This is a genomic window from Streptomyces sp. T028 (genome assembly GCF_048159505.1).
Taxonomy (GTDB): domain Bacteria; phylum Actinomycetota; class Actinomycetes; order Streptomycetales; family Streptomycetaceae; genus Streptomyces.
The window spans coordinates 96,122-112,221 of record NZ_JBLRVZ010000014.1 but is presented as its reverse complement, the minus strand read 5'-3'; the positions used below and the strand labels follow the sequence as shown (position 1 = coordinate 112,221).

Sequence of the window (16,100 nt, the reverse complement as noted above, 5' to 3'; positions counted from 1 at the left end):
GTCTCCCGTCAGCGCCGTACGTGCCCGTCGCCCGTGACGATGTACTTGGTGCTGGTCAGCTCCGGCAGGCCCATCGGGCCCCGGGCGTGCAGCTTCTGGGTGGAGATGCCGATCTCCGCGCCGAAGCCGAACTGGCCTCCGTCGGTGAACCGGGTGGAGGCGTTCACGGCGACCGTGGTGGAGTCGACCAGCTGGGTGAACCGGCGGGCCGCCTGCTGCGAGGTGGTGACGATCGCCTCGGTGTGGCCGGAGGTCCACAGCCGGATGTGTTCGACGGCCTTGTCGAGGGAGTCGACGACGGCGGCGGCGATGTCGTAGGAGAGGTACTCGGTCTCCCAGTCCTCCGTCGTGGCCTCCACGACGGTCGCCTTGGAGTCCTTGGCGTACGCCATGACCCGTTCGTCGGCGTGGACGGTGACCCCGGCCTCGGCGAGGGCGTCCAGGGCGCGGGGCAGGAACTCGGGGGCGATGTCCTGGTGGACGAGGAGGGTCTCGGCGGCGTTGCAGACGCTGACCCGCTGGGCCTTGGAGTTGATCAGGATGTCGATGGCCATGTCGAGGTCGGCCCGGGCGTCGACGTAGACGTGGCAGTTGCCGGTGCCGGTCTCGATGACGGGGACCTTGGACTCCATGACCACGGTCTGGATCAGGGAGGCGCCGCCGCGCGGGATGAGGACGTCGACCAGGCCGCGGGCGCGCATCAGCTCGTGCACGGACTCCCGGCCCTCGCCCGGCACCAGCTGGACCGCGTCGGCGGGCAGCCCGGCGCCGCCGACGGCGTCCCGCAGCACCCGGACGAGGGCGGTGTTCGACTCGTAGGCGGAGGCGGAGCCGCGCAGCAGGACCGCGTTGCCGGACTTCAGGCAGAGGGCTGCGGCGTCCACCGTCACGTTGGGGCGGGCCTCGTAGATGATGCCGACGACGCCGAGCGGGACGCGGACCTGGCGCAGGTCGATGCCGTTGGGAAGGGTGGAGCCGCGGACGACCTCGCCGACCGGGTCGGGCAGGGCGACGACGTCCCGCACGTCGGAGGCGATGGCCCGCACCCGCTCCGGGGTGAGGGTCAGCCGGTCGATGACGGACTCGGCGGTGCCGGCCTCGCGGGCCTTGGCGATGTCCTTGGCGTTGGCCTCGACGATCTCACTCGTACGGACCTCCAGCGCGTCCGCGATGGCGAGCAGCGCGTCGTCCTTGGCAGCCCGGGGCAGGGGCGCGAGGTCGGCGGCGGCGGCCTTGGCGCGGTAGGCGGCCTGGGTGACCGGGGACATGGCGTCGTACGGCGAGAGCGTGGTCATAGGGGAAGGGTAGTGCGCCGGGCGGAAGGGGCCATGGTCGTCCACGGGCCGTCCCAAGCACCGAGACGCGCGCCCAGGGGTCGGAAGGCACAGGGGTCAGAAGTCGGAAGGCCCAGGGGTCAGAAGGGGTGGACGCCGACCGGGCTGGCCGGTCGTGGGCCGTAGCCCTCGGCGATGCGCTGGTGGTAGGTCTCCCGGTCGATCACTTCGAGGCCGACGATCTCCCAGGGCGGCAGCCGGGAGGTGCGCCGGTGCTCGCCCCACAGACGCAGCGCGACGGCGGCGGCGTCGTGGAGGTCGCGGGCCTCCTCCCAGTAGCGGATCTCCGCGTGGTCGTTGGCGTAGCGACTGGTCAGGAGGAAGGGATGGTCGTGGGCGAGCTGTTCGAGGGCGCGCCGGACCTCCCCCAGCGGGGCCTCCTCGCCGGAGACGCTGAGAGTGACGTGCCAGAGGCGGGGCAGATCGGCCGGTCCCTCGTAGCGCTCCCCCGCGGCCACACTGGTCAGCGCGCGTTCCTCGCCCGTCGGGCCGGCACTCCTACGGGCCGCTGCCACCCCAGGGCGCACTCGTCTCACGACGGCCTCCTTCACGCAGCGCTCGTACGGCTGGTCTCCCGAGTCAAAGTTGAGCAGGCCGCACGGCTCCTTGGGGCGGTTTCACGGAACGTCCCCCACCGGTACGGACCATTCGGGGCCGTCGGGAGACAGCCGTTCGACGGCCTCGGGCTCTCAGGGATGGAGGATCACCAGGTCGTCGCGGTGGACGACCTCCCGCTCGTACTCCGCGCCCAGCTCGCGCGCCAGCTCACGCGTGGACCGCCCGATCAGCCGGGGGATCTCCCGGGCGTCGAAGTTGACGAGGCCGCGGGCGACCGCGTGTCCGGCGGTGTCGCGCAACTCCACGGGGTCGCCCGCGCTGAACTCGCCCTCGACGCCCGCGATGCCGGCCGGGAGGAGGGACGTGCGCCGTTCGACGACCGCGCGCACCGCCCCGTCGTCCAGGGTGAGCGAGCCCTGCGGGGTGGAGGCGTGCTGCAGCCACAGCAGGCGTTCGGCGGAGCGCTTGCCGGTGGGGTGGAAGTAGGTGCCGGTGTCGCCGCCGGTGAGGGCGTCGGCGGCGTGCACGGCGCTGGTGAGGACCACGGGGATGCCGGCGCCGGTCGCGATCCGGGCGGCCTCGACCTTGGTGACCATGCCGCCGGTGCCGACGCCCGCCCTGCCGGCGCTGCCGATCTCGACGTGCGCGAGGTCCTCGGGGCCGCGCACCTCGGCGATCCGCGAGGTTCCCGGCCTGCTGGGGTCGCCGTCGTAGACGCCGTCGACGTCGGACAGGAGCACCAGCAGGTCGGCGTGGACGAGGTGGGCGACGAGCGCGGCGAGGCGGTCGTTGTCGCCGAAGCGGATCTCGTCGGTGGCGACGGTGTCGTTCTCGTTGACGATCGGGAACGCGCCCATCGCGAGCAGTTTGTCGAGGGTGCGCGAGGCGTTGCGGTGGTGGGCGCGGCGGCTCATGTCGTCGCTGGTCAGCAGCACCTGTCCGACCCGGACGGAGTAGCGGGCGAAGGAAGCGGTGTAGCGGGCGACGAGGAGGCCCTGGCCGACGCTGGCGGCGGCCTGCTGGCGGGCCAGGTCCTTGGGCCGGCGGCGCAGGCCCAGCGGGGCGAGGCCGGCGGCGATGGCTCCGGAGGAGACGAGAACAATCTCACGTTCGCCGCCGCTGCGGCTCTTGGCGAGGACGTCGACGAGGGCATCGACCCGGTCGGCGTCGAGTCCGCCGGCGGCCGTGGTCAGCGACGAGGAGCCCACCTTGACGACGATCCTGCGGGCCTCGCCCACGGCCTGCCTTGCCCCTGCCACCTTGTTCTTCGTCCCCTCGCGCGTTGTCCTGCTCCCCCTCGCAATCTACGCGAACGCGCCCCGGGGCCGCGCGCGAGTTCCACTCCCCGGACGGTCCGCCCGCGTAACCGTTCGCTCACGCGTCGCGTACGGCAAAACGGTTGTACTGGTTCCACATGGAATCTGAAGGGAACACAAATTCATTTTGAAGTTTGGGTCACCTAGAGTTCGCCCTGTGAAGCGCATACTCCTCAGGTCGGGGAAGAGCCCCTTCGACGTGGTCCCCGTCGAGGAAGCCCTCCACCGCGACGTTTTCGCCACCAACTCGGGCAACCTGATCTTCAGCGACGCCACGCACAAGATCCTCACCGTGCCCGGCAGTGCCGAGGTGGTGTCCAACGGGATCGCGACCCAGGTCAACGCCGCCGCGCGGATCAACGAGGAGTACGACGCGTTCGTCGTACCGCTGGCCAACGCCTTCCGGCCGACGTTCGAGGCCCCGCTCCAGCGGCTGACGCAGCTGATATCGAAGCTGAAGATCCCCGTCGTGGTGGTCGGTGTCGGCGCGCAGGCCGGCCTGGACAACGACGCGGCGCGGCTGAAGGCCATGGAGCCCACCGTGCGGGGGTTCGTCTCCGCGGTGCTGGAGCACAGCGCCTCGATCGGCGTGCGCGGCGAGTTCACCGCGAAGTACCTCACCGACATGGGTTTCAAGGACGTCGAGATCATCGGCTGCCCGTCGCTGTTCATGCACGGCGACCGGCTCGAGGTGACCAAGCGGGTGGCGGCCATCACGCCCGAGTCGAGGATCTCGACCAACGGCTCGCACACCGCGGTGCGCGGGGGCCTGAGCAAGATCCTCAGACATACCCACGAGCGCTACCCCAACCTGCGCTACATCGGGCAGAACCTCACCGACGCCCGCCAGCTGCACTGGCGTGACATCGACACACCGGTCGGCCGGATCCGCGAGATGCCGACGCACCCCGACCACCCGATGTACCGGGAGGACAAGGTCCGGGTGTACATCGACCCGGTCACCTGGATCGACGACCTCAGGGAGTTCGACTACTCGTTCGGCTCGCGCATCCACGGCAACATCGCGGCCCTGCTGGCGGGGACGCCGGCCACCGTGCTGGCCTTCGACTCGCGCACGCTGGAGCTGTGCCGCTACTTCGAGATCCCGCACCGGCTGCTGAGCGAAGTGCCCGAGGACCTCGACCCGGCCGAGCTGTACGAGGAGGCCGATTTCAGCGCGCTGACCGGCAACCACCGGGAGCGGTTCGACCGGTTCACGGCGTTCCTGGACAAGAACGGCCTGCAGAACACCTTCACGCACGGCGACGGCGGCAAGGCCTTCGACCAGCAGCTGCGCGCGTTGCGCTTCCCGGCGGGCGTGCGCCCCTGGATCGACGCGGACGTCGCCTCGCTGACGAGCCGGTTCGGCTGGCTGCAGCAGCGCATCACCGAACTGGACACGCACAACACGCAGTTGAAGCGGGAGCTGGCGAAGTCCCGGGCGGGGGCGAAGGCGGCCGCCAAGGCCGCTGCCGCGTCCTCGACAGCGGCCGTCCCGGCGCCCTCGCTCTACCGCCGGGCGCGACGCGTGATGGGCAGGGCGCTGAAGCCGGCGAAGTAGCCCGCCGAAACAGCACAGCGGGCGCCGGTCCCTCGGCGGCGACACTCAGGCCGCCACCCGGCCCTTCGGCCCGGTCATCCGCTTCTTCAGTCGTCGCAGTTTGCGCCGCACCTTGCGGGTCGCGCCGCGCAGGAACGTCTCGGCCGGGGCCTGGCGCCAGCCCGGGTACGCCTTGGCCTCGCGCGGTTCGGCGAGGTAGACGCGGTCGGGGACACCGGCCTTGCGGGAGCGGTAGCCGGGGTAGGCCAGGTAGAGCTGGGTGCCGCCCTTCCTGAGGACGGCCTCGGGCTCGCTCCTGGCCTTGATGAACTCCAGGACCTCCACCAGGAGGTCCGGGCGCTCCATGGCCACCAGCTGCAGCCGCAGCCGCTCGTGGACCTTCAGACGCTGGGCGACGCCCTCGTTCCAGTGCGCGTCCATCAGCGGCTTGGCCAGCTCGAACTTGGTGCGCCGGATGTTCTCGTCCTGCCGCAGGAAGACCGGGCCGAACTGGGGCAGCAGCGTGACGAGGAAGGGGCGGACCATGAGCGCGTCCCGCTTGGAGCCGGGCGGGAGCATCCGCTCCAGCAGGTCCATCAGGGCGCGCGCGGAGTCGAAGCGCAGCTTGTAACTGCCGGTCTTGGTCACGTGCTTGCCGTCGTCGCGGCCCACCAGGTAGTAGCAGGTGTAGTCGGCGACTATGGAGACGCCGTCGGCCCGCAGATAGGCCTCCATGGTGAACAGCGCGTCCTCACCGGTCCACAGGGACTCGTCGAAGCGCAGGTGGTGGCGCTCCAGGAACGCGCGGCGGAACAGCTTCTGGGCGCTGAGCGTGAACTTGATGTTGGAGGAGAAGACGTCCGTGCGCTCGCGGTTCTTGCCCCACATCGACTTGGGAGCGTTGCGGTTGACGCCCTCGACCTTGCCGAGGCAGACATCGGTGTCATTGCGGTCGGCCATGGCGACCATGCGCTCCAGCGCCTCCGGGCCGAGCCGGTCGTCGGCGTCGAGGAAGAACACGTACCGCCCGGTGGCCTTGGCCAGGCCGACGTTGCGCGGGCCGCTGGGGCCGCCGGAGTTCTCCTGGCGGATCACCGTGACCGGCATGGGGACGCGGGCGGCGAACTCCTCCAGGTAGTCACCGGTGCCGTCGTTGGAGCCGTCGTCGACGGCGATGACCTCGATCCGCGCCGGGTCCAGCGTCTGCGCCTCGACCGAGGCCAGGCACTCGACGAGATACGGCATCGCTTCGTACGCCCCGATGACCACCGTGACGTCAGGCTGCGCAAGAGTCACTTTTCCCTCTCATCACGCAACGGTTCCCCCTATTCAATATTCCAGCTACCCGGTAGACGGTTTCAGCGGTCAACGGGTTGTCCCGGCGCCGGAAGGTGTTCCACATCACAGAATGCCGAAGGGCCCGGTTCCCGGAGGCGTTCTCCGTGAACCGGGCCCTTCGCAGTACGGCTGTCAGCCGGCCGTGACACCGTTGGTCAGTTCCGCACCGTCACCGGCCGCCGTGCCGGTCGCGCCGGTCGCGCCGGTCGCGTCGTCCACGGCGGCGGCCCGGGACTCCTGGCCGACGTTGCGCGCCTCGGCCTTGAGGGCGAGGTTGGCGACGGCGGTGTTGAACTGGACGAGCGAGGTCGGCTCGTCGGGGCCGAGCAGATACTCCTTGAGCTCCTTGCGGTCCTCGGCCAGCGCGTCGGCGGCCGGGTCGCGCACCGCGTCGAGCAACTGGTCCAGCTCGTCGGCGGAGTTGGTGAGGATCACGGCCGCGCGCACCGCGGTGTTCTGCCGCCGGAACTCCTCCGCACCCAGCTCCGCGGAGTCGGTGACCGCGTACGGCTTGCCGCTCGCGATGAAGTCGGAGACCACGCTGGAGATGTCGGAGACCATCGCCTCGGAGGCGTTGAAGCAGTCGTACAGACGCGGTTCGGCGCCGGTGATCACCCGGTGCTCGAAGTCGGGGAAGGTCCGCCAGTAGGCGTCGTTCCACTCGGCGCGCAGCCGGGCCGCCTCCTCGTGCTTGCGCATGTCGACGATGCCGTCGCGACTGGTCACGGCTTCGTCGGCCTTCTCGTCGAAGGAGAGCGAGAGGTCGTCCAGGCGGGCCTTGAGACGGGTCAGCTCGGTCTTCGCCGTGGCCTGTGCCGCGGCGTCGCCCTTGAAGCGGGAGTCGGCGGCGCGCTGCTCTGCGGCCTTCTTGATGAGGCCGGTGATCCGACGGTGCGCGGCACCGGCCGCCGAGCTGCGGGTGCCGGTGAACGGGTGCGGCTTGTACAGGACGCGGACCGGGGGCTCGGCGGCGACCAGCTTCTTCACGATGTTCTCGCCGGCCAGCAGGATCGAGGTGTTGCCCGGGTTGTCGTCCCAGCCCTCCCAGGTGGGCGCGTACAGGACCGTGGGCATGCGGTCCTTCGGCGCTCCCTCCCAGGTCCTGATGGGCGCGAGCTGCGGGCGGCCGACCTCGACGATGTCCTCGTCGCGGATGCCGACGTCGGCGATGGCGTAGCGGTCGCGGCCGGCCCGGCCGGCGGTCCACACCTCGTCGTACACCTTGCTGAACGGGTTGACGCTGGCGAGCTTGTCGCTGTCGCCGTGGCCGATGAAGACGTGCTTCATGGTGGGCACGCGCAGCATGTGGATGTTCTTGCCGACGTTCGCGGCGTACAGCGTGACCCGCACCATGGAGAGGTCCATGTTCATCAGGTGCACCCCCCCGGGCACGCAGACGACGGGGACCGTGGTGGGCGCCATCTTCTCCAGGACGGAACGCTCACGCAGGATGATCAGCGGCCGGGTGTCCAGCTGCTCCATGGTCTCCAGCCACATGTTGACCTGGTAGGCGGATTCCTTGGAGCCGGAGAAGTACAGCACGGTCTCCGGGCGGTACTCGCGCAGCCAGGCGCTCACCGTGGCCAGCACCTTGTCAGGCCTCGGCGGCAGCCGGCGGGCCCGCAGGTGCGGCACCAGCAGGGCGACGTACAGCGCGCCGAGGGCCAGGGTCACGCCGACGCCCGCGTAACCCGCGAGGTCGGTGTCGGTGAGGGCGTAGACGAGCAGGCCGGTGATCGCCGCGAGGTCCAGGTGGAGCATCTTCTGCGCGGCCCGGGTGAGCAGGCGGCGTGGCGGGGCGTCCGGGATGGTCAGCCGGGAGGCCAGGTCGACGTTGCGGGTCACGACCGGCATCTGGCGGCGCCTGCCGATCAGGGTGACCAGGGCGCCGTGCGGGGCCTGGAGACCGAAGAAGACCGTGAAGCAGGCGATCGCCGCGTAGAAGACCGGCTCCTCCGACAGGCCGAGCCGGGCCAGCAGCAGGATGAGCAGCAGCTCGCGGACCAGGAACCGGGTGGACAGACCCGCCCTCACCTTGTTCAGCAGGGTGATGAGGTAGGTGCCCTTGCGGTGGAGATAGAGGTCCGCCAGGTACGTCACGGCGGCCGCGGCGGCGAAGGCTGGGGTGCTCGGGACGAGCGCGGCCAGCATGAGGCAGGGGTAGCCCAGCATCATGAGGACCGCCGCGGCCAGTTCGGCCGCGCTGCCCACCCGGGCCACGCGAATGGCAGTGGATATCACGGAGAAACCTGCTCTGGGAGGGGTGCCGGTCATAGAAGCCTAAAAGTCCGGAAAATCCTTTGTGAAGGTTTCGGGATTCTTACGCTTCAGGCCTCTGTGAATTCTCCGTAAACAGGGAGCCACAGAGGCCTGAAATTCGATGGCTATTTGCGGTTGATTATGCCACGCCGTCCTGTCGGTCGAGCACCGAGGCCAGGGCCTGCTCGAAGCCGGAGGCCTTGCCCGCGGCGGCCGTGGGGTCCTGCTGGCGGACGTCGATGACGTGCCCGGTGAGCTCGGAGAGAAGGACGTCGAGGGAGGTGCGGGCGACGGCCTCGGAGGAGAGCAGGCTGCCCGCGGGCTCCTGCCCGAAGGCCTTGGTACGCATGGGGGTCGCCGTGCGCTCCGGGTTCACGCAGTTCACCCGGATGCCGTCGGCGGCCCACTCGTCGGACAGGGCCTGGGTGAGGTTCACCATGGCGGCCTTGGTCGAGGAGTAGAGGCTGTACTCGGCGCGGCCGCGGGTGTAGCTGCTGGAGGTGTACAGCAGCAACTGCCCCTTGGTCTCGGCGAGGTACTTGTAGGCCGAGCGGGCGATCTGCACGGGCGCCAGGTAGTTCACCTTCAGCGCTTCCTCGATGGTCGCGTTGTCGGTCTCGGCCAGCTTGCCGATGCGCAGCACCCCGGCGGTGTTGACGACGTGGTCGATGCGCCCGGTCTCGCTGTAGGCCTTCGACAGCGCGTCGTCGACCTCCTCCGGGTTCTCGACGTGTGTGCCGGTGGTGGAGCGGCCGAGGGCGTACACCGTGGCGCCGTAGGACTCGGCGAGTTCGGCGATGTCCTTGCCGATGCCGTAGGAGCCGCCGAAGACGACGACGGTCCTGCCGGTCAGCAGCTCGCGGTAGACCTCCTCGCCGTACGGCTCGGGGGTGGCGGTGGAGGCCAGCTGGAACAGCTTGTCGGCGATGAAGACGTCGACCGGCTGAGTGACCTTCATGTTGTACTCGTCGCCCGCCACGACGTGGATCGGCACGTCCGGCAGGTAGCGCAGGACGACCGTGCAGTCGTCCGTGGCCTGGAAGTTGGGGTCGCCGGCCGCCACCTCGTAGGCGCGGCGGATGGTGGACAGCTTGAAGGCCTGCGGGGTCTGGCCGCGGCGCAGCCGGGAGCGGTCCGGGATCTCGGTGATGAACTCGCCGTCCTCGCCGTGCGTCCGGGTGACGATGATGGTGTCGGCGGACGGGATGGCGACGTCGACGGCCTGGTAGCGCTCCAGCGCGGCCACGCAGTCGTCGATGACGCGTTGCGAGAGCAGCGGGCGTACGGCGTCGTGGAAGAGGACGTTGCGGTCCTCGCCCTCGGCCAGGCCCTCGCCCAGGGCGGCGATGGCCCGTTCGGTGGTCTCGTTCCTGGTGGAACCGCCCTCGATGATCCTGGAGACCTTCTTGAACCCGGCCTTGGCGACGATCTTCTCGATGTCGGGCACATAGCCCGGCGCCATCAGCACGATGACGTCGTCGACGGAGTCGGCCTTCTCGAAGGTGGTCAGGGTGTGCTCGATGACGGCCTTGCCTGCGATCTTCAGCAGCTGCTTGGGGATCGACAGACCCACGCGCTGGCCGGTACCTCCGGCCAGGATCACTGCGGTCGTACGGGGCTTGGCTATGTGCTGGGACACCAGAAGACCTACCTTGGGGCGACAGGGAACGGGGAAATGGTCCCACTTGCGGTTACCGCGATGCAAGGTGAGCGCCCCTCACTGCATATGTGCGCGCCACCCGCCATTCACCTTGAACCGCTGGTGATTGGTAAGACGTGTACGGGACCCATGAGGATGCTCCCTGGAAATCCTGTGAGTAACTCCACAGAGGCTGAGTGATACCTGAGAGTAGCGGTGAACGATGTTCAGCGACGACGCAGGCGCTTGAGACAGCGATGTCCGAGGACTCTCACCAGTTCCTTGGAGGAGGTCTGGTGCACCCCGCGCGCGGCGGGCCGGGCCGACGCGGCGGCGGCCACCGCGGCGAGCGCCCCGTACAGGGCCTGAGCGGCTGCCTCGGGGGCCATCCGGGGCTCCTCCGCGCCCTCGCCCGTGGCCGGTTTCGGCACGGCGGACAGCAGTCTCGGATCACCGAGGACGCGTACGCCCATCCCGGTGATGCGTTCGGCCATCTCGGCGCCGATCCCCGCTGCGGCCTCCACCGCCCACGAGGGGGTGGAGATCTTCACGTCCTGTGACGTCGGGCTGCACGCGTTCTTCATATGCATGACGGCGCCGTTGCGGATAAGTTTCGAATAAAGCTCGTCGGGCAGCCCATTGCCCCGGAATTCCTTATTGAGATTCCGCAGCATTTCGGTCTCGGCGAGGGTGAGCGAGCGATTCGCGGTGTCCGGAACCGGCTGGAGCAGCTGGGACGGAAGACCCAGCAGCGCCTCGAAGGTGCGCATCAGCCCCTCGCGGTCCCGGTCGTCCACCACGACGACGGTGACCCGGTCGGCGCCGACCACCCGCACCCACCGCTCGACCAGCCGGTCGTGCCGGTGCCGCCGCCAGAAACTCGGGTTGGGCTTCTCGTACGGGGCCTTGCGGAGCATGTGCTCCAGCCAGTCCTCGTAGCCCATGCGCAGCCCGTTCTGCACGTACTGCTGCCACTGCGAGGGCATGATCTTCGCCAGCGGCCGCAGGGTGACGAGGACGTGCACCCTTTCGCCGCCGAGCTGCTCGACGACCCGCTCGATGGTGGCGTCGTCGGGGGCGTCGGCGAAGAACTCGCTGCTGATCACGGAGGTCTTCCTACCGGTGGCCTCGACCTGCTCCAGGAGCTGCTCCCAGTGCCGCTCGGTGGGCGTGGTGTCACCGATCATCCCGCCCCGGGAGCAGACCGCGAGCACGCCCTGCATGGGGTGCCTGCTCGTGAACGGGAACTCGACGCCGTACTCCGGCAGCTTCTCCTTGGCTCCGAAGAGGGCGCCCTGGATCGAGGTGGTCCCGGTTTTGTGCGGGCCGATGTGCAGCAGGCGGGTGCCGGCGGGCAGCGGGGCCGGTTGCGTGCGCAACGGGTTCGGCTGCGCGGGCATCGCCGCGAGCTCCGTGCGCCCGTTCACCGGGGCGTCGTCTCTCGTACAGTCGGTCTCCATGGTCAAGGGATGGTAAGAGGTGTTCCTTAGAGCGCGCTGAGAGGGGCCTGGGACACGGATGAGCCCCAGGCTCCGGTCACACCGTCCTCACACCTTGCGGACACCCGGCCTGCCGTCGGTGACTCTGAGCCTGGCCAGGGTGCGAGCGGTCGCCTTCGGCTTGAGCACGGTGTCGACCACCCGCACCCGCGCGTCGACGGCATCGTCGCGGATGTCGAAGAGGTGGTAGCCGCGGTGGGCGTCGATCAGCTTCCAGTGCGGGTTGTCGGCCTTCAGCGGGTCCCACTGGGCGTGGAAGGCGGCCTGGTCCTGGTCGCCGTTGCTGGAGATCGACGTACCGACGAACTCGGCGCCGACGACCGCCGAGGAAGGCTTCGCGAAGTCCCGCTTGAGATCGCTGATCATGGTGAGATGCCGGTCGCCGCTGAGCACCACCGGATTGCGGACGGACGCCAACTCCCCGAGCAGGGAGTTGCGTTCGGCCTGGTAGCCGTCCCAGGCGTCGTAGTACCAGAGCTTGCCGGACCCGGGCAGCAGATCGGTCTCGGCCATCATGATCTGGGAGGCGATGAGGTTCCAGCGGGTGTCGGAGTTCCTCAGCCCGTTCACCAGCCACCGCCTCTGCTCGGCGCCCAGCATGGTGAGCGCCGGGTCCTGGGCGCCCTCCTGGCTGACGGCCTGGTCGCTGCGGAACTGCCGGGTGTCCAGCACGTTCAGCCGGGCGAGGCGGCCGAACCTGAAGGCGCGGTACATCCGGATGTGCGGGCCGTCCGGGACCGCCGTGGCGCGTACCGGCATGTGCTCGTAGTACGCCTGGTAGGCGGCCGTCAGCCGGGCCGCGAAGGCGTCGTGGGACTGCTTGTCGGGGTCCTGCGGGATCCCCCCGGCGAAGTCGTTGTCCACCTCGTGGTCGTCGAAGGTGACCACCCAGGGGGCGCGGGCGTGCATCCGCTGCAGATCGGGGTCGCCGCGGTACTGGGCGTACCGGTTGCGGTACTGGGTGAGGGTGTACGGCTCACCGCTCCCCACATGCCGGCGCACGGCCGAGGCGGAGGGCCCCGACTCGTAGATGTAGTCGCCGACGAAGAGGACGACGTCCGGGTCCTGGGCCGCCATGTCGGCGTACGGGGTGAAGTACCCGTGCTGCCAGTTCTGGCAGGAGGCGAGCGCGAGGCGCAGCGAGCCGCCCGAGGCGAACGGCCGGGGCGCGGTACGGGTGCGGCCGACCGGGGAGATCCGGCCGCCGGCGCGGAAGCGGTACCAGTAGTCGCGGCCCGGCTTCAGCCCCCGTACGTCCACATGAACGCTGTGCCCGTACTCGGGCCGGGCGGTGGCGGTGCCCCGGCGCACGGAGGAGGCGAACCGGGAGTCGGGCGAGATCTCCCACTGCACGGCGACGTTCTGCTCCGGCATCCCGCCGCCGTTCAGCGGATCGGGGGCGAGGCGCGTCCACAGGACGATCCCGTCGGACAGAGGATCGCCGGAGGCCACGCCGAGGCTGAACACGTTCTCGGGCAGGGTGTTCGCGGCGGCGAGCGCGGTGGCGGGCAGCCACAGCTGGGCGGAGGCGGCGGCGCCAAGCACGGCGGCACCGGCGGTGAGGAGACGACGGCGGTCGGGGGACATGGGGGGTAACTCCCTTGCGTCGCTGGCGTCTTGACGCAAGGAAAGGTGGCACGGTCAGCCGGTCAGCAGGCTGAACGGCGAGCCGCGCATACATGACAAGCAGAAGGACAAGCAGAAGGACTGCGAGCGGGACGAAGTGTGCGCTCAGTCTCAGCGACACGCCGCATGCACGGCGTGTCGCTGAGACTCAATCACCAATTGTCGGCCGTCGGGTGACCGCCGGTTCAGAAGAGCTCTCAGAACGGCTCGAAGCCCTCGAACTCCTCGCTCGCCTCGTCGCGTTCGGCCTGACGGTCGCGGCGCCGCTGGCTCGCGGGCCGCGGGGCGTCGAAGCGGTGGTCCTCACCGCGCCGGCCCAGCATCTCCGCACCGGCCATGACGGACGGCTCCCAGTCGAAGACGACCGCGTTGTCCTCGGGGCCGATCGCGACACCGTCGCCGGACCGGGCGCCCGCCTTCATCAACTCCTCCTCCACACCGAGGCGGTTGAGGCGGTCGGCGAGATAGCCCACGGCCTCGTCGTTGTTGAAGTCGGTCTGCCGCACCCAGCGTTCGGGCTTCTCGCCCCGGACGCGGTAGAGGCCGTCCTCCTCCAGGCTGACGGTGAAGCCGGCGTCGTCCACGGCCTTGGGCCGGATGACGATCCGCGTCGCCTCCTCCTTCGGCTTGGCGGCCCGCGCCCGCCCGACGAGGTCGGCCAGCGCGAACGACAGCTCCTTGAGCCCCATGTGCGCCACGGCGGACACCTCGAAGACGCGGTACCCGCGCGCCTCCAGGTCTGGCCGCACCATCTCCGCCAGGTCCTTGCCGTCCGGTACGTCGATCTTGTTCAGGACGACGATGCGGGGACGGTCGCCGAGCCCGCCGTACTGCCGCAGCTCCTCCTCGATGATGTCGAGGTCGGAGACGGGGTCGCGCTCGGACTCCAGGGTGGCCGTGTCGAGGACGTGCACCAGCACACTGCACCGCTCCACGTGCCGCAGGAACTCCAGGCCGAGGCCCTTGCCCTGGCTGGCGCCCGGGATGAGACCGGGGACGTCGGCGATGGTGTAGACGGTCGACCCGGCGGTCACGACCCCCAGGTTGGGCACGAGGGTGGTGAACGGATAGTCGGCGATCTTCGGCTTGGCGGCGGAGAGCACGGAGATGAGCGAGGACTTGCCCGCGCTCGGGTATCCCACCAGGGCCACGTCGGCGACGGTCTTCAGCTCGAGCACGACATCCCGCAGGTCCCCCGGCTCACCGAGCAGCGCGAACCCGGGCGCCTTGCGGCGGGCGGAGGCGAGGGCGGCGTTGCCGAGCCCGCCGCGGCCGCCCTGGGCGGCGACGAAGGAGGTGCCGTGTCCGACGAGGTCGGCGAGCACGTTCCCCGCCTTGTCCAGCACCACGGTCCCGTCCGGCACGGGGAGGACGAGATCCTGCCCGTCCTTGCCGGAGCGGTGGCCGCCCTCGCCGGGCTTGCCGTTGGTGGCCTTCCGGTGCGGGGAGTGGTGGTAGTCGAGAAGCGTGGTGATCGACTGGTCGACGGTGAGGGTCACGTCCCCACCCCGCCCGCCGTTGCCCCCGTCGGGGCCGCCGAGCGGCTTGAACTTCTCACGGTGGACGGAGGCACAGCCGTGACCTCCGTTACCCGCGGCGACGTGCAGTTCGACGCGGTCCACGAAGGTGGTCATGGTGAGGTGCCTCCAACAGACATCAGTTACGTACGTTCTTGCTTCTTGCGTAACACGCGAAAGGCGGACCCGCCTTCCCGACCGGGAAGTGAGGTCCGCCTCGCGAAAAGCTTCCGATCAGCCGCTTCAGGCGACCGGAACGATGTTCACGACCTTGCGGCCACGGCTGGTGCCGAACTCCACCGCACCGGCCTGAAGCGCGAACAGCGTGTCGTCGCCACCGCGGCCGACACCGGCGCCCGGGTGGAAGTGGGTGCCACGCTGGCGGACCAGGATCTCACCCGCGTTGACGACCTGACCGCCGAAGCGCTTCACGCCGAGCCGCTGGGCATTGGAGTCGCGACCGTTCCGGGTGGACGATGCGCCCTTCTTGTGTGCCATGTCTCCTCAGTCCTTACTTCGCAGCCGCGGGGATCGCGGTGACCTTGATCGCCGTGTACTGCTGGCGGTGGCCCTGACGACGACGGTAGCCCGTCTTGTTCTTGTAGCGCAGAATGTCGATCTTCTGGCCCTTGTGGTGGTCCACGACCTCGGCCTGGACCTTGATGCCGGCCAGCACCCACGGGTCGCTGGTCACAGCGTCGCCGTCGACAACGAGCAGGGTCGAGAGCTCGACCGTGTCGCCAACCTTGGCGGTGGAAATCTTGTCAACCTCAACGATGTCGCCGACAGCAACCTTGTGCTGGCGACCACCGCTGCGCACGATGGCGTACACGCGGATCTCACTCTCTCGCTCGGAAACGGCACCCCCGCAGTCCAGCCGCCCGGGAACAGTCACGGACGGCCTCTCCCTGTGCCACCGGCGGACCGGTGCCCGGGAGGAAGAGGTTTACGGGGATGTGGCGCGCCTAGGGAACACGCCGACGGTCAAGGTTACGGGGCCCGGCTTGAGGGGTCAAACCGGGCCCCGGTCCTCACTCAGGAAGGGGCAGTTTCGCCGCCTTCACTCCGGTGACCAGGTTCTCCAGCCCCTGGTCCGCCGGGCCCAGGCGGAAGGCCCAGGCCGCGAGCAGGTAGAGGACGCCGTCCTCGTCGAGCGCCAGGAAGAACTCTCCCTGCCCGATCTCCCCCAGGGGGAAGAAACTGCGGCCGAAGCGTTCCGACAGTTCCTGAAACGCCTCCTCCTCCCCCACGGCCAGTCCCGGGTCGATGTCGAACGGCTCCCGTGCGACGTCGACGCCGGGGCCGCTCACGTCCACCGAGACACCGCCGAACTCCGTCAGGAACCGCTCGGCGGCCGGGTGCCAGGTGAAGCCGGAAAGCTGCTCCTGCCACGCCCGCAGGTCCGTCCGCCGGCCGGGAAACCAGCCGGAAAGACGCAGTACACGCTCCACTTCAGTGGTGAATCTCGCCATTG

Annotated in this window: 13 protein-coding genes; 1 reads left to right on the top strand and 12 read right to left on the bottom strand. The window is 69.6% G+C overall.

All coding sequences use genetic code 11. The features are described 5' to 3' along the window. Nucleotides 1-8: 8 nt before the first annotated feature. The 3 genes from ACLZN2_RS15705 to proB all read right to left on the bottom strand — a co-directional run bounded on the left by ACLZN2_RS15705 (nucleotide 9) and on the right by proB (nucleotide 3,130). Nucleotides 9-1,295 (bottom strand): glutamate-5-semialdehyde dehydrogenase, encoded by a 1,287-nt coding sequence (locus tag ACLZN2_RS15705; RefSeq protein ID WP_416979065.1) that lies wholly within the window; start codon nucleotides 1,293-1,295, stop codon nucleotides 9-11. A gap of 119 nt (nucleotides 1,296-1,414) precedes the next feature. After that, a complete protein-coding gene (locus ACLZN2_RS15700; protein ID WP_416979101.1) occupies nucleotides 1,415-1,861 on the bottom strand; it encodes a hypothetical protein in 447 nt (148 codons plus the stop codon). A gap of 162 nt (nucleotides 1,862-2,023) precedes the next feature. Further along, entirely contained in the window at nucleotides 2,024-3,130 is a 1,107-nt protein-coding gene (gene proB / locus ACLZN2_RS15695) for a glutamate 5-kinase (protein ID WP_416979100.1), read from the bottom strand. A 235-nt stretch (nucleotides 3,131-3,365) separates the two neighbouring features. Between proB and ACLZN2_RS15690 the strand changes: the two genes are divergently transcribed. Next, nucleotides 3,366-4,769 carry a polysaccharide pyruvyl transferase family protein gene (locus ACLZN2_RS15690; RefSeq protein WP_416979064.1) on the top strand — a complete coding sequence of 468 codons (1,404 nt, stop codon included), beginning with the start codon at nucleotides 3,366-3,368 and terminating at the stop codon, nucleotides 4,767-4,769. 45 nt (nucleotides 4,770-4,814) lie between these two features. Here ACLZN2_RS15690 and ACLZN2_RS15685 read toward each other — a convergent pair whose 3' ends face one another. The 9 genes from ACLZN2_RS15685 to ACLZN2_RS15645 form a co-directional block, all read right to left on the bottom strand. Then, nucleotides 4,815-6,044 carry a glycosyltransferase family 2 protein gene (locus ACLZN2_RS15685; protein WP_416979063.1) on the bottom strand — a complete coding sequence of 410 codons (1,230 nt, stop codon included), beginning with the start codon at nucleotides 6,042-6,044 and terminating at the stop codon, nucleotides 4,815-4,817. 174 nt (nucleotides 6,045-6,218) lie between these two features. Then, nucleotides 6,219-8,327 (bottom strand): hypothetical protein, encoded by a 2,109-nt coding sequence (locus ACLZN2_RS15680; RefSeq protein ID WP_416979062.1) that lies wholly within the window; start codon nucleotides 8,325-8,327, stop codon nucleotides 6,219-6,221. A 157-nt stretch (nucleotides 8,328-8,484) separates the two neighbouring features. Continuing rightward, nucleotides 8,485-9,984, bottom strand: coding sequence for a D-ribitol-5-phosphate cytidylyltransferase (locus ACLZN2_RS15675; RefSeq protein WP_416979061.1), 1,500 nt, complete (start codon nucleotides 9,982-9,984; stop codon nucleotides 8,485-8,487). 227 nt (nucleotides 9,985-10,211) lie between these two features. After that, on the bottom strand, nucleotides 10,212-11,444 hold the full coding sequence (locus ACLZN2_RS15670; RefSeq protein WP_416979060.1) for a hypothetical protein: 1,233 nt from the start codon (nucleotides 11,442-11,444) through the stop codon (nucleotides 10,212-10,214). A gap of 87 nt (nucleotides 11,445-11,531) precedes the next feature. Further along, the gene (locus tag ACLZN2_RS15665) at nucleotides 11,532-13,070 is read right to left on the bottom strand and encodes an alkaline phosphatase D family protein (protein ID WP_416979059.1); all 1,539 of its coding nucleotides are present in this window, start codon (nucleotides 13,068-13,070) and stop codon (nucleotides 11,532-11,534) included. A gap of 236 nt (nucleotides 13,071-13,306) precedes the next feature. Beyond that, the gene (gene obgE, locus ACLZN2_RS15660) at nucleotides 13,307-14,743 is read right to left on the bottom strand and encodes a GTPase ObgE (RefSeq protein WP_416979058.1); all 1,437 of its coding nucleotides are present in this window, start codon (nucleotides 14,741-14,743) and stop codon (nucleotides 13,307-13,309) included. Between the two features lie 126 nt (nucleotides 14,744-14,869). Continuing rightward, nucleotides 14,870-15,124 (bottom strand): 50S ribosomal protein L27, encoded by a 255-nt coding sequence (rpmA, locus tag ACLZN2_RS15655; RefSeq protein ID WP_030051735.1) that lies wholly within the window; start codon nucleotides 15,122-15,124, stop codon nucleotides 14,870-14,872. A gap of 13 nt (nucleotides 15,125-15,137) precedes the next feature. Continuing rightward, a complete protein-coding gene (rplU, locus tag ACLZN2_RS15650; RefSeq protein WP_100826193.1) occupies nucleotides 15,138-15,458 on the bottom strand; it encodes a 50S ribosomal protein L21 in 321 nt (106 codons plus the stop codon). Between the two features lie 199 nt (nucleotides 15,459-15,657). After that, nucleotides 15,658-16,098, bottom strand: coding sequence for an SUKH-3 domain-containing protein (locus ACLZN2_RS15645; RefSeq protein ID WP_416979057.1), 441 nt, complete (start codon nucleotides 16,096-16,098; stop codon nucleotides 15,658-15,660). Nucleotides 16,099-16,100: the final 2 nt, after the last annotated feature.